Source organism: Senegalia massiliensis (assembly GCF_009911265.1).
Lineage (GTDB): Bacteria > Bacillota > Clostridia > Tissierellales > SIT17 > Anaeromonas > Anaeromonas massiliensis_A.
The window spans coordinates 1-14,741 of record NZ_QXXA01000027.1; the positions used below are offsets into that span (position 1 = coordinate 1).

Consider the following 14,741-nt stretch of genomic DNA (forward strand, 5'->3'; position numbering starts at 1 on the left):
ACGTGTCCTATTGTTCCAACGTTAACATGTGGTTTAGTTCTTTCATATTTTGCTTTTCCCATTATTAATCCTCCTCATTTTTTTGAATTATTTTCCGATAATTTCTTCTGCAATGCTTTTAGGAACTGCTTCAAAATGATCTAATTCCATAGAATAATTTCCACGACCTTGAGTATTAGATCTTAAATCTGTTGCATATCCAAACATTTCAGAAAGTGGTACAAAAGCATTTATAGCTTTAATTCCATTTCTATCTTCGAAATTTTCAATTCTTCCTCTTCTAGAATTGATATCGCCCATTACATCTCCCATATATTCATCAGGAATAAGAACTTCTACTTTCATATATGGTTCTAATATAACAGGTTTAGCTTTAGCCATAGCATCTTTAAATGCCATAGAACCAGCTATTTTAAATGCCATTTCTGATGAGTCAACCTCATGATATGATCCGTCATATAATGTAATTCTAAAATCAGATACCGGATATCCTGCAAGTATACCTGTTTGAGCTGCTTCTTGGATACCTTGATCAACTGCTGGAATATATTCTCTTGGAATAGATCCACCTTTGATTTTATTTTCAAATTCATATCCTGAACCCGGTTCTAATGGCTCCATGATAATCTTAACATGTCCATATTGACCTTTACCACCAGATTGCTTAGCATATTTAGATTCAACATCTGCTTTAGTTGTAATTGACTCTTTATAAGCAACTTGAGGGTTACCTACATTTGCTTCTACTTTAAACTCTCTTAAAAGTCTATCTACTATAATTTCTAAGTGAAGTTCACCCATACCAGAAATTATAGTTTGACCTGTATCTTCATCAGTATAAGTTCTAAAAGTAGGATCTTCTTCTGCAAGCTTCGCAAGTCCTATACCCATTTTTTCTTGACCAGCTTTAGTTTTTGGTTCTATAGCTACAGAAATAACAGGTTCAGGGAAGATCATTGACTCAAGTATAATTGGATTGTCAGGATCACAAAGCGTGTCACCTGTTCCAGTTGATTTAAGTCCTACTGCCGCTCCAATATCTCCAGCATATGCAATACTTATCTCTTCTCTACTATTAGCATGCATCTGTAATATACGACCAATTCTTTCTCTTTTATTCTTAGTTGAATTCAAAACATATGAACCCGACTCCATAGTTCCTGAATAAATTCTAAAGAAAGCAAGTTTACCTACATATGGGTCTGTCATTATTTTAAATGCTAATGCACTAAAAGGCTCATCGTCTGATGATGGTCTTTCTGAAGGCTCTTCTGTCTCAGGAAGTATACCTTGAATAGCTGGAACATCTAATGGTGAAGGCATATATTCAACAATTGCATCAATTAATAATTGAACACCTTTGTTCTTATAAGCTGAACCACAAAGAACAGGAACTATTTCATTAGCTATAGTAGCTTTTCTAATCCCTTCCTTCAATTCTTCTTGTGTTATTTCTTCACCTTCTAAATATTTCATCATTAATTCTTCATCAGCTTCAGAAACTTTTTCAACTAGATTTTCTCTAAGCTCTTCTGCTTTTTCTTTTAAATCTTCAGGAATTTCAGTAACCTCAATTTCTTTTCCTAAATCATCTTTATAAATCTTTGCATTCATCTCAACTAAATCAACAATTCCGCTAAAGTCATCTTCAGCACCAATAGGCATTTGCATAGGCACCGCATTCGCCTTTAACTTTTCTATCATAGTGTCTACAGACATAAAGAAGTCTGCACCCATTTTATCCATTTTATTTACGAAGCACATTCTAGGAACCCCGTATTTATCTGCTTGACGCCAAACTGTTTCTGTTTGTGGTTCCACACCACTCTTTGCGTCAAATATAGCAACTGATCCATCAAGTACACGAAGAGATCTTTCAACCTCTACAGTGAAGTCCACATGTCCTGGTGTATCTATGATATTTATTCTATGGTCTTTCCAAAATGCTGTTGTTGCAGCAGAAGTAATAGTAATTCCTCTTTCCTGCTCTTGCTCCATCCAGTCCATTTGAGCGCCACCTTCATGAGTTTCACCTAGTTTATGAACTTTTCCTGTATAGAATAATATTCTCTCTGTTGCAGTTGTTTTACCTGCATCTATATGAGCCATTATCCCAATGTTTCGTGTCCTTTTTAAAGGATAATCTCTTGCCATAATTGTTTCCTCCTTTCTGCTTCTGTTATATTATTACCATCTATAATGTGCAAATGCTTTATTAGCTTCTGCCATCTTATGTGTATCTTCTTTCTTCTTAACACTTGCTCCAGTGTTGTTGTTAGCATCCATTATTTCCTTAGCTAGTCTCTCACCCATAGTTTTTTCTCCTCTTTTTCTAGAGTAAGTAGTTAACCATCTAAGTCCTAATGTCTGTCTTCTTCTAGGTCTAACTTCTATCGGCACTTGATAAGTAGCACCACCAACACGTCTTGCTTTAACTTCTAATACAGGCATTATATTTTCTAAAGCATTATGAAATACTTCTAATGGTTCTTCACCTGTTTTTTCAGCTATTATATCAAACGCTCCATAAATTATCTTTTGAGCAACTCCTCTTTTACCATCTAACATAATAGAGTTAATTAGTTTTGTTACCACTTTATCCTTATATATAGGATCTTCCATTATTTCTCTTTTTTGAATATGACCTTTTCTTGGCACGTCTCTTCCCTCCTTAATAATCAAGATTAATTCTTAGGTACTCGATTCCGAAGAATCGTGGTGCACATAATGTATATATTAAGCTATAGGCTCCTGAGGAATCATAGCATTACATTCCGCGCTTTTACCATAATACTATTTTAGTTTTTTGGCTTCTTAGTACCATACTTAGATCTTGCTTGTCTTCTTTCATCAACACCTGATGTATCTAATGTACCTCTTACAATATGGTATCTAACTCCAGGTAAGTCTTTTACTCTTCCACCTCTTATAAGAACAACACTATGTTCTTGAAGATTATGGCCTATACCTGGGATATAAGCTGTAACTTCATGTCCATTTGTAAGTCTAACTCTTGCTATTTTTCTTAAAGCTGAGTTAGGTTTTTTAGGTGTAACAGTTTTAACCGCTGTACATACCCCTCTTTTTTGTGGTGAATTTATTTTTGTAGTCTTCTTCTTTAATGAGTTAAATCCATCATTTAAATGTGGAGAGTCAGATTTCTTAGTTACTTTCTTTCTACCTTTTCTTACTAATTGGTTAATAGTTGGCATATGGGCACCTCCTTCCAAATTTACTTAAGTATAGCTACTGTTGCAGCTCTAACATCAATTCCACAGGCTTCCCCTAGCTCTTTCATGCTCTTTATAAAAACGACTTCTACTGATTTTTTATTAGCTTCTTCTAATAAATCAGTAGTAATCTTTTTATCTGCATCTTCTGCTATATATAAAAGATTAACACTATCTTTTATTAAAAATCTTTTAGCCTGCTTGGTTCCTACTACTTTGTTCTTATCTTTAATATTAGATAACAAAACAAGTCTCCTCCTTAAAATACCGATAGGATTATGGAATAAACTTATTCCATAATCACTATCAATACTAAAAAGACAATCAAATTTACATACTCAAATATTGTAACATCACATAGAATAACTGTCAAGAATTATAAGCTATATTTCTAAATCTTCTTCTATTATTTTTTTCTCTTCATTGTCTTCTATAATTTGTACATCTTTTGATGTGTCTAAGTCTTTCTCTAAAGGTTCTGTTCCATTCACTGCAATAGATTTATACTTTCTCATACCAGTACCAGCTGGTATAAGTTTTCCAATTATAACATTTTCTTTTAATCCTAATAAATGATCTTCTTTTCCTTTTATTGCAGCTTCAGTTAAAACTCTTGTAGTCTCTTGGAAAGAAGCTGCTGAAAGGAATGAATCTGTAGCTAAAGATGCTTTAGTGATTCCTAAAAGAACTCTTTTCCCAACTGCTGGGTCGCCACCATCAGCTTCAATTCTATCATTTTCAGATTGGAATTCAAATATATTTACAAGACTTCCTGGAAGTAAATCTGTATCTCCAGAATCTTCAATTTTAACTCTATTTAACATTTGTCTAACTATTACCTCAACATGCTTATCGTTGATATCAACACCTTGCATCTTATAAACTCTTTGAACTTCCTTTACAATGTAATTTTGAACTCCAATTACACCTTTAATCTTTAGTATATCGTGAGGATTAACAGACCCTTCTGTTATTTCATCCCCAGGTTCTATTTCTTCATCCTGTCTTACCTTTATTCTAGAACCATAAGGAATTGTATAAGTTTTAGATTCTTTATCCTCATTTGTAATAACTACTTCTTTTTTCTTTCTAGTTTCATTTATACTTACTTTACCAGCTATTTCAGATATTATAGCAAGTCCTTTAGGTTTTCTAGCTTCAAATAGCTCTTCTACCCTTGGAAGACCTTGAGTTATATCTCCACCAGCTACTCCACCAGTATGGAAAGTACGCATTGTAAGCTGTGTACCAGGTTCACCTATAGATTGTGCTGCTATTATACCTACAGATTCACCAACATCTACTTTTCCACCTGTTGCAAGGTTTTTACCATAACATTTAGAACATACACCATGTTTAGATTCACATGTTAAAGCAGAACGAACATCTAATGAAGTTATTCCAGCATCTATTATTTCTTTTGCTTTATCATCATTTATAAATTCTTGTTTTTCTACTATAACTTCTCCTGTATTAGGATTTTTTAAAGTATCTAAACTATATCTTCCAACTATTCTATCGTATAGCTCTTCTATTACTTCATTACCATCCATAAATGCCTTCACATTTATTCCTTTTTCCGTACCACAGTCTTCTTCTCTTACAATTACATCCTGACTTACATCAACAAGGCGTCTTGTAAGATATCCAGAGTCGGCAGTTCTAAGTGCTGTATCTGCGAGTCCTTTTCTAGCTCCATGAGTAGATATAAAGAATTCCAGTACTGTTAAACCTTCTCTAAAGTTTGATTTAACTGGTATTTCTACAGTTTTACCAGAAGCATTCGCCATAAGTCCTCTCATACCTGCAAGTTGTCTTATCTGGTTTTTACTACCTCTAGCTCCTGAATGACTCATTATAAAGATATTATTTAATCTGTCTAGATTTTCCATAAGAGCATCAGTAACATCTTCTGTTGTTTTAGTCCATACCTCTATAACTTTTTCATATCTTTCTTCATCAGATATAAGTCCTCTTCTAAAAGCTTTCTCATACTTTTCCACCTTTTCTTCAGCTTCTCCTACAAGTATTTTCTTAGCTTCTGGAACAATTATATCACTTACTCCAATTGTCACAGCTCCTATAGAAGAATAATGGAATCCTAGGTTTTTAATATGATCTAGCATAATAGCAGTAGTAGTATTTCCATGCTTTTTGAAACATTTATCAATTATTACTCCAAGTCCTTTTTTAGTAACAAGTCCTTTGTTTTGCTCATTACCAGGATCATCATTCAATCCGTCAGTTTCAAGGGAGTATTTATCTTTATTTCTATCTATAATTCCTAAGTCTTGTGGTATATTTTCATTAAATATAAATCTTCCTACAGTACTTTCCACAAGCTTACCTTTATCATTCTCATCTAATTTAACTAAGACTTTAACCTTAGAATGAAGTCCAACACTTTCATTTTGATAAGCATGTAATAACTCATTATAATCTTTAAATATCATACCTTCACCTTTTTCACCAGGTATGTCAATAGTTAAATAATAAGTTCCAAGTACCATATCCTGAGTTGGAGTGGTTATTGGGCTACCTGCTTGTGGAGCTAATATGTTATTTATAGAAAGCATCAAGAATCTTGCTTCAGCTTGAGCCTCAGTAGATAACGGAACGTGAACAGCCATTTGGTCCCCATCAAAGTCTGCATTATATGCAGTACATACTAATGGATGAAGTTTTATAGCTTTACCTTCTACTAATATAGGTTCAAACGCTTGTATTCCTAAACGGTGAAGTGTAGGCGCACGATTAAGTAATACTGTATGATCTTTAATTACTTCTTCTAATACTCCCCATACTTCAGGTTTGATTTTTTCTACCATTCTCTTAGCACTTTTAATATTATGTGCAAATCCATCATTAACAAGTTTCTTCATTACAAATGGTTTAAATAATTCAAGTGCCATTTTTTTAGGCAAACCACATTGATAAAATTTAAGATCAGGACCTACAACAATAACAGATCTACCTGAATAATCTACCCTTTTACCAAGTAAGTTTTGTCTAAATCTACCTTGCTTACCTTTTAACATATCTGATAGTGATTTTAAAGGTCTATTACCAGGACCTGTTACAGGTCTTCCTCTTCTACCATTATCAATAAGTGCATCTACTGCTTCTTGTAACATCCTTTTTTCATTTCGAACAATGATATCTGGTGCACCTAAATCTAATAATCTTTTAAGTCTATTATTTCTATTTATAACTCTTCTATAAAGGTCATTTAAGTCAGATGTTGCAAATCTACCACCATCTAACTGAACCATAGGACGTAAATCTGGTGGTATAACTGGAACTGCATCTAGTATCATCCACTCAGGTTTATTTCCAGATTGTTTAAAAGCCTCTATTACTTCAAGTCTTCTTATTATTCTAATTTTCTTTTGTCCAGAACTTTCTTTAAGTGCAGCTTTAAGTTCTTTTGACTCACCTATTAAATCTATCCTCTTTAAAAGTTCTTCCACTGCTTCTGCTCCCATTCCAGCAGTAAAACTATTTCCATGTTTATCAATTGCTTCCCTATATTCTTTTTCACTTAATAATTGTTTGCTTGATAGTGAAGTTTCACCTGGATCAATTACAACATAAGAAGCGAAATACAATATTTTTTCAAGTGATCTCGGGCTCATATCAAGTATAAGTCCCATTCTACTTGGTATTCCTTTAAAGTACCAAATGTGAGATACAGGGGCCGCGAGTTCAATATGCCCCATTCTTTCTCTTCTCACTTTAGATTTAGTTACTTCTACTCCACATCTATCACATACTACACCTTTATATCTTACTCTTTTATATTTCCCACAATGACATTCCCAGTCTTTTGTAGGCCCAAAAATCTTTTCACAGAATAAACCTTCTTTTTCAGGCTTTAATGTTCTGTAGTTTATTGTTTCTGGTTTTTTGACTTCTCCCCTAGACCACTGTCTAATTTTTTCTGGAGAAGCCAACCCTATTTTTATTGAATCAAAATTGTTAAGTTCAAACAAGGGGCTTTCTCTCCCTTCCTTAAAGTTTTATAAAGAAAATTACTCATTACCATTATCATCTTCTGCTTTAAGTCCTAAATTTAAATCATTAATCTCATCATCTACTGATTCTTTAATCTCAATTTCATCATTATTTGTAAGAACCTTTATATCTAATGATAAACTTTGGAGTTCTTTTATAAGCACTTTAAAAGATTCTGGAACTCCAGGCTCAGGGATATTTTCCCCTTTTACAATAGCTTCATAAGTTTTAACTCTACCAACAACATCATCAGATTTAACTGTTAATATTTCTTGAAGAGTATGAGCTGCACCATATGCTTCAAGTGCCCAAACTTCCATTTCTCCAAATCTTTGTCCTCCAAATTGCGCTTTACCACCAAGTGGTTGTTGAGTAACAAGAGAATAAGGACCTGTTGATCTAGCATGTATTTTATCATCTACTAAATGATGAAGTTTAAGCATATACATATATCCTACAGTCACTGGATTATCAAAATACTTACCAGTTCTTCCATCACGAAGAGAAATTTTTCCTGTTTCAGGAAGTCCTGATTTTTTCAATGCTTCAAATATGTCATCTTCATTAGCACCATCAAATACAGGAGTAGCTATATGCCAACCCAATTCTTTAGCAGCCATGCCCAAGTGAACTTCCAATACCTGACCTATATTCATACGTGAAGGAACTCCAAGTGGATTTAATAGTATATCAAGTGGTCTACCATCAGGTAAGAATGGCATATCTTCTTCAGGTAGTATTCTAGATATAACCCCTTTATTACCATGACGTCCACACATTTTATCTCCAACATTAATCTTTCTTTTAGTACTTATATATACACGAACTAATTCATTAACTCCTGGTGATAATTCATCTCCATTTTCCCTCTTAAACACCTTAACATCAATGATTATGCCTGTTTCACCATGAGGAACCCTTAAAGATGTATCTCTAACTTCTCTTGCTTTTTCTCCAAAAATAGCACGTAAAAGTCTTTCTTCAGCAGTAAGTTCAGTTTCACCTTTTGGTGTAACCTTACCAACTAAAATATCTCCAGGTTTTACTTCAGCACCTATTCTTATTATTCCTCGTTCATCAAGATTTTTCAGAGAATCTTCTCCAACATTTGGGATATCTCTTGTTATTTCTTCAGGACCTAATTTAGTATCTCTAGCATCTGCTTCATATTCTTCTATATGAATAGATGTAAGAGCATCTCTTTTAACTAAATTTTCATTTATTAAAATAGCATCCTCATAGTTATAACCTTCCCAAGTCATATATCCTATAAGCATATTTTTACCTAAAGCTATTTCACCTAAGTCTGTAGATGGACCATCAGCTATAACTTGACCTTTTTCAATGCGTTCACCTTTTTCCACTATAGGCTTTTGATTTATACAAGTGCCTTGGTTTGAACGTTTGAATTTGAGAAGTTTATACTTTTCTAACCTACTATCTTCATCTTTTCTGATTGATATTTCATCAGCAGATACATTTTCTACAACTCCAGAAACCTTAGATACTATAGCAACTCCTGAATCTTTTGCTGCTTTATATTCCATACCTGTACCAACTATAGGTGCTTCCGACTTAAGTAATGGCACTGCTTGTCGTTGCATGTTTGCTCCCATAAGGGCTCTATTCGCATCATCATTTTCAAGGAAAGGAATCATAGCTGTAGCTACAGAAACTATTTGCTTTGGAGAAACATCCATGTAATCAACTTCTTCACGTCTAACTGCATCGTAAGTTCCATCTTCAGCTCTAACTACAACTCTTTTATTTAAAAATTTACCTTCTTCATCTAATGGTTCATTTGCCTGTGCAACAATAAATTTATCTTCTACATCTGCTGTAAGATAATCTATATCCATTGTCATTTTCACATTCTCTTTGTCTGCTCTTCTAAATGGAGCTTCAATAAATCCATATTCATTAATTCTTGCAAAACTTGCAAGTGAGTTTATAAGTCCTATATTTGGACCTTCTGGTGTTTCAATAGGACACATTCTTCCATAATGAGATGGATGAACATCACGAACCTCAAATCCAGCTCTATCACGACTTAGTCCACCAGGACCTAATGCAGACATCCTTCTCTTATGAGTAAGTTCTGCTAGTGGGTTTGTTTGATCCATAAATTGTGAAAGTTGTGAGCTACCAAAAAATTCTTTGATAGAAGCTGCAACAGGACGTATATTAATAAGAGCTTGAGGAGTTGCAATATCAATATCTTGTATTGTCATTCTCTCTCTAACTACTCTTTCCATTCTAGATAAACCAATTCTAAATTGATTTTGTAATAGTTCGCCTACTGAACGTACTCTTCTATTACCTAAATGATCTATATCATCAGTTTCTCCTATCCCTTGGAAAAGATTAAACTCATAACTGATAGAAGCTATTATGTCAGGAATTATTATATGTTTAGGTAATAATTCTCTAAATCTTTGTTGTACAGCTTCTTTTATCTCTTGCGTGTCTGAATATTCATCTAATATTTCTTTAAGTACAGGATAATATACCCTCTCTTTTATTCCTAATTCTTCTAATGATATAGGTAAATCAAGTGCTTTCACATCTACAAAATGATTACCTATAACTTTTATTATCTTATTTTCCTCTGATAATATATCAACCTTATTTATACCTGCCGCTTCTATCTCTAAAGCTTTCTCTCTAGTAATTTTTTCACCTTTAGAAACTATTATTTCTCCAGTTGATTCATTTGCAATATTATCAGATGCAATTTTATTAACAATCCTTCCGCTTAAAGCAAGCTTCTTGTTGAATTTATATCTACCTACTTTTGCTAAGTCATATCTCTTTGGATCAAAAAACAAAGTATTAATAAGTGATCTTGCGCTTTCTACAGCTGGTGGCTCTCCTGGTCTAAGTCTTTTATATATTTCCAGTAAACCCTCTTCTTCATTTGTAGTATTATCTTTTTCTATACTATTTAGTAAATGTTCTGATTCACCTAAAAGCTGTAATATTTCTGCATCAGTCCCATGACCAAGTGCCCTCAAAAGAACAGTTACAGGTAATTTTCTAGTTCTATCTACCCTTACATACACTATGTCATTTGAATCACTTTCATATTCAAGCCATGCCCCTCTATTAGGAATGACTGTAGATGAAAAGAGTTTATCTCCAGTTTTGTCTACTTTTTGAGAATAGTAAACTCCTGGTGACCTAACTAGTTGACTAACTATAACCCTTTCTGCACCATTAACTATAAAGGTACCTTTATCTGTCATGAGATGGAAATCTCCCATAAATACTTCTTGTTCCTTTACTTCTCCAGTTTCTTTGTTAATAAGTCTAACTTTTACTTTTAATGGAGCTGAGTAAGTTGCATCTCTTTCTTTACATTCCTCAATACCATATTTGGGTTCATCCGACACATAATAGTCTACAAATTCTAGGATTAAATTTCCAGTATAATCCTGGATTGGAGAGATATCATCAAACACCTCTTTAAGTCCTTCCTTTACAAACCATTCATATGATGTCTTTTGAACCTCAATCAAATCGGGAAGTTCTAATACTTCATCAATTACTGAATAACTCATTCTAACCCGTTTACCATACGAAACAGGATGCACCATATTATTCACCCCTTATAAAAACTAATTCCAAAAGGTAATGGAACTCCTTTGGTGGAAAATTTTTCATTACATCTATAATACTATTGCCATAAAAATTATTTTTATACAATTTTCATGCCAAATATTCATTATTTTGCATCTTATAATGCTATCACACAACATGCAATATGTCAAGAAAAAGAAATAGCATTAAAAAAGGTACCTTTAAGGTACCTTTTATTAAAATAAATTACTTAAGCTCTACAGTAGCTCCTACTTCTTCTAACTTAGCTTTCATTTCTTCAGCTGCTTCTTTTTCAACGCCTTCTTTAACTGGCGCTGGTGCTCCATCAACTAATCCTTTAGCATCTTTTAATCCAAGTCCAGTTATTTCTCTTACAGCTTTAATAACTTTAATTTTTGAATTTCCAGCGTTTGCAAGTATAACATCAAATTCTGATTGCTCTTCTTCTGCTGCTCCACCTGCTGCTGCTCCGCCACCTGCTACCATTACTGGTGCTTGTGCACTTACATCAAACTCTTCTTCAAGAGCTTTAACTAAGTCTGATAATTCTAATACAGTTAACTCTTTAACTTGATCTATTATGTTTGTGATTTTTTCACTCATTTATAATTCCTCCATTTTTTTATTGTTCGTCTGTGGATTCTTCTCCACCATTTTCTTTATCAACAATTGCTTGTATACCTCTAGCAAACTTACTAATTGGTGCATTTAATGCGATAACAACTTGAGTAAGTAAGTGTTCTTTAGAAGGTAAGTTAGCTATTTCAGTTATTTTATCAAGGTTTAATACGTCACCTTCAACTATACCTGCTTTAAGCTCTAATTTATTATGATCTTTAGCAAAGTCGCTAGTTATCTTAGCAGCTATAACTGGATCTTCATTAGATATTGCTATTGCATTTGGTCCAGTTAAGTGATTAGTAAACTCTTCATAACCTTCTTCTTTAAAAGCAAATCTCATCATAGTGTTTTTATAAACTTTATATTCTACACCTGCTTCAGAGTACTTTCTTCTAAGTTCAGTTACTTCATCTACATTTAAACCTCTATAATCAACTAATACTACTGATTTAGCACCTGATATTTTATCTCTTATTTCTTGAACTAGTTGTTGCTTTTGCTCAACTATTTTTTTGTTCATTTTACTTCCACCTCCTCGAATAAGGAATAAATACTCATAAAATTAAAAGGTCTTCCATAGACAAGGAAGACCTTTTATATAATTATATATAAATTAATCATAATCGGTACAACCTCGATAGGAAATTTAAACCATTTGGTCCCTACTTTCTACGGTTCTTTATTAAATTTTAATCTTTTAACATATTACCACGGTCTACCTATTATGTCAATAAAAATTTTAATTTATCTATCCATTAATTTTTGACCATTAAGTTTAATTCCTGGTCCCATTGTACTTGAAATAACTACACTCTTAAGATATCTACCTTTAGCTGCTGATGGTTTTGCTTTTATTATAGCTCCCATTAAAGCATCAAAGTTTTCTTTTAATTTTTCTTCTCCAAAAGAAGCTTTACCGATCGGAACGTGAACTATACTAGTTTTATCTACTCTATATTCCACTTTACCTGCTTTAATATCATTCACAGCTTTTTCAACATCAAAAGTAACTGTACCTGATTTAGGGTTAGGCATTAATCCTTTTGGTCCAAGAACTCTACCTAATCTTCCCACTACACCCATCATATCTGGAGTAGCTACTACTACGTCAAACCCAAACCAATTTTCTTTTTGGATTTTATCTAAATACTCATCAGCACCAACAAAATCTGCTCCAGCTTCTTCAGCTTCTTTTGCTTTTTCACCTTTTGCAAATACTAAAACTTTTTTAGTTTTACCAGTACCATGTGGAAGTACTATAGCACCTCTTACTTGTTGGTCAGCATGTCTTGGGTCAACACCAAGTTTAATTGATAATTCAATTGTTTCATCAAAATTAGCTTTAGCAGTCTTTTCAACTAATTCAATAGCTTCGTCAACATCATAAAGCTTTTCTCTATCAACTATTTTGACACTATCATCATATTTCTTTCCTCTTTTAGCCATTTATATCCTCCTTTGTGGTATTATCGATTTACATCTCCCACTTTTTTCTTTATTCTTCTACTACTATACCCATACTTCTTGCAGTACCTGCCACCATACTCATAGCAGCATCTATATCACTTGCATTTAAATCAGGCATTTTAGTTTCAGCAATTTCTTTAACTTGATCCTTAGAAATTGTTGCTACTTTATTTTTATTAGGTTCTCCAGATGCTGTGTCTAATCCTAAAGCTTTCTTTAGTAAAACAGCAACAGGAGGAGTCTTAGTTATAAATGTAAATGATCTATCTTGATATACTGTAAGAACAACTGGAATTACCATACCAGGTTGATCAGCAGTTTTAGCATTAAATTCTTTACAGAATCCCATTATATTAACACCATGTGGTCCTAAAGCAGTACCTACTGGTGGCGCTGGAGTTGCTTTACCAGCTGGAATTTGCAACTTAACTACAGCTTGAACTTTTTTAGCCATCCCTGTCACACCTCCTTATCTATTTGTGGTTAGTCGGGTTTCCCCTCCCACTTTAGACTTATAAAAGTCTATAAAAAAGAGTAATATACTCTTTATAAGCTTTGTACTTGATCAAAATCAAGTTCTACAAGTGTTTCTCTCCCAAACATAGAAATGAAAACCTTAAGTTTTCTTTTCTCAGCACTTATTTCTTTTACTGTACCCATGAAATTTTCAAATGGCCCAGATATTACTTTTATAGAATCATCTACTTTGATATCAATTTCAGGAAGTGCTTCCTTAACACCCATATTTTTAATTTCTTCAGGTGTTAGAGGTATAGGTTTAGAACCAGGACCTACAAAGCCTGTTACACCTCTTGTATTTCTAACAAGATACCATGATTCATCAGTCATTACCATTTTAACAATAACATAGCTCGGGAATTTCTTTCTTTCTTTGACTTTTTTCTTGCCATCTTTCACTTCTACATACTCCTCAGTAGGTACAAGTATTTCATGCACTATGTCTTGCATAGATCTGTTTTCAACTAATTTTTCTATGTTTGCTTTAACTTTGTTTTCATGACCAGAATAAGTATGAACTACATACCATTTGGCCTTATCCCACATATCCGTCATAGATTTCGGGACTCCAATAGAGTCCTTCCCTCCCTTGCTTTTTATTAGCCAATTATAAATGACAATAAGCCTTTTACTAAAGTATCAAATAACCATATAATAAGTGCTACTATAGTACATAAAGCTATGACTACAGCTGTATGATTTATCAATTCTTTCTTATTAGGCCAATTTACCTTTTTAACCTCTGCCTTCACACCTTTAAAATATGTTTTCATCTTTTTAAAAGCACCTTTGTTTGAATCAGCTTGAGCTGCCATATAATTTCACATCCTTACTTTTATTAATATCGACTAATTCATTAAAGATTAATCAATTTAGTAAAAGAAATTATTTTGTTTCCTTGTGATTTGTATGAGTTTTACAGAACTTACAATATTTCTTCATTTCCACTCTATCAGGATGTAGTCTTTTGTTTTTAGTTGTTGTATAATTTCTATGCTTACATTCAGTGCAGGCTAAAATTATTTTATCTCTCATTAAAACACACCTCCTACGCCTTAATATCTATAGTATTATATATCCAGGCATAATAATCCAATAATAACTATCAGTACTTATATAAATTATCACAAAATTTATTTTATGTCAATATAAAACGTAAACAAAAAACTAGGCCATTTAAGACCTAGTTTTTAGCCTTCAGTATCTAAACTATTCTATTATCTCACTAACTACTCCAGCTCCAACTGTTCTTCCACCTTCACGTATAGCAAATTTAAGTCCTTTTTCCAT

At 33.1% G+C, this 14,741-nt stretch carries 12 protein-coding genes, 2 pseudogenes and 1 other annotated feature; all 14 genes and pseudogenes read right to left on the reverse strand.

The features are described from left to right. Positions 1-87 precede the first annotated feature (87 nt). Positions 88-2,154, reverse strand: coding sequence for an elongation factor G (fusA, locus tag D3Z33_RS15825; protein WP_160198749.1), 2,067 nt, complete (start codon positions 2,152-2,154; stop codon positions 88-90). A 33-nt stretch (positions 2,155-2,187) separates the two neighbouring features. Next, a complete protein-coding gene (gene rpsG, locus D3Z33_RS15830; protein WP_160198750.1) occupies positions 2,188-2,658 on the reverse strand; it encodes a 30S ribosomal protein S7 in 471 nt (156 codons plus the stop codon). A gap of 140 nt (positions 2,659-2,798) precedes the next feature. Next, the gene (gene rpsL, locus D3Z33_RS15835; protein WP_130807980.1) at positions 2,799-3,212 is read right to left on the reverse strand and encodes a 30S ribosomal protein S12; all 414 of its coding nucleotides are present in this window, start codon (positions 3,210-3,212) and stop codon (positions 2,799-2,801) included. A 20-nt stretch (positions 3,213-3,232) separates the two neighbouring features. Further along, positions 3,233-3,475, reverse strand: coding sequence for a ribosomal L7Ae/L30e/S12e/Gadd45 family protein (locus D3Z33_RS15840; protein WP_160198751.1), 243 nt, complete (start codon positions 3,473-3,475; stop codon positions 3,233-3,235). 138 nt (positions 3,476-3,613) lie between these two features. After that, positions 3,614-7,222: a DNA-directed RNA polymerase subunit beta' gene (gene rpoC / locus D3Z33_RS15845; RefSeq protein WP_160198752.1), complete on the reverse strand. Its 3,609-nt coding sequence runs from the start codon at positions 7,220-7,222 to the stop codon at positions 3,614-3,616. 42 nt (positions 7,223-7,264) lie between these two features. Further along, positions 7,265-10,840: pseudogene (gene rpoB, locus D3Z33_RS15850) on the reverse strand (DNA-directed RNA polymerase subunit beta); the annotation flags it as partial. A gap of 229 nt (positions 10,841-11,069) precedes the next feature. Beyond that, positions 11,070-11,447: a 50S ribosomal protein L7/L12 gene (gene rplL, locus D3Z33_RS15855; RefSeq protein WP_160198754.1), complete on the reverse strand. Its 378-nt coding sequence runs from the start codon at positions 11,445-11,447 to the stop codon at positions 11,070-11,072. 19 nt (positions 11,448-11,466) lie between these two features. Further along, positions 11,467-11,985 carry a 50S ribosomal protein L10 gene (gene rplJ / locus D3Z33_RS15860; RefSeq protein WP_160198755.1) on the reverse strand — a complete coding sequence of 173 codons (519 nt, stop codon included), beginning with the start codon at positions 11,983-11,985 and terminating at the stop codon, positions 11,467-11,469. Positions 11,986-12,018: 33 nt separating this feature from the next. Continuing rightward, positions 12,019-12,158: a sequence feature (ribosomal protein L10 leader region), on the reverse strand. 51 nt (positions 12,159-12,209) lie between these two features. Further along, positions 12,210-12,911: a 50S ribosomal protein L1 gene (gene rplA, locus D3Z33_RS15865; protein WP_160198756.1), complete on the reverse strand. Its 702-nt coding sequence runs from the start codon at positions 12,909-12,911 to the stop codon at positions 12,210-12,212. Positions 12,912-12,960: 49 nt separating this feature from the next. Beyond that, complete coding sequence (gene rplK / locus D3Z33_RS15870) at positions 12,961-13,386, reverse strand: 50S ribosomal protein L11 (protein WP_130807987.1); 426 nt, start codon at positions 13,384-13,386, stop codon at positions 12,961-12,963. 92 nt (positions 13,387-13,478) lie between these two features. After that, positions 13,479-13,997, reverse strand: coding sequence for a transcription termination/antitermination protein NusG (gene nusG / locus D3Z33_RS15875; RefSeq protein WP_201750564.1), 519 nt, complete (start codon positions 13,995-13,997; stop codon positions 13,479-13,481). Between the two features lie 53 nt (positions 13,998-14,050). Then, the gene (gene secE, locus D3Z33_RS15880) at positions 14,051-14,266 is read right to left on the reverse strand and encodes a preprotein translocase subunit SecE (protein WP_160198758.1); all 216 of its coding nucleotides are present in this window, start codon (positions 14,264-14,266) and stop codon (positions 14,051-14,053) included. A gap of 70 nt (positions 14,267-14,336) precedes the next feature. Then, complete coding sequence (gene rpmG, locus D3Z33_RS15885) at positions 14,337-14,486, reverse strand: 50S ribosomal protein L33 (protein WP_130807990.1); 150 nt, start codon at positions 14,484-14,486, stop codon at positions 14,337-14,339. A 174-nt stretch (positions 14,487-14,660) separates the two neighbouring features. Next, positions 14,661-14,741, reverse strand: a pseudogene (locus tag D3Z33_RS15890) (elongation factor Tu); the annotation flags it as partial.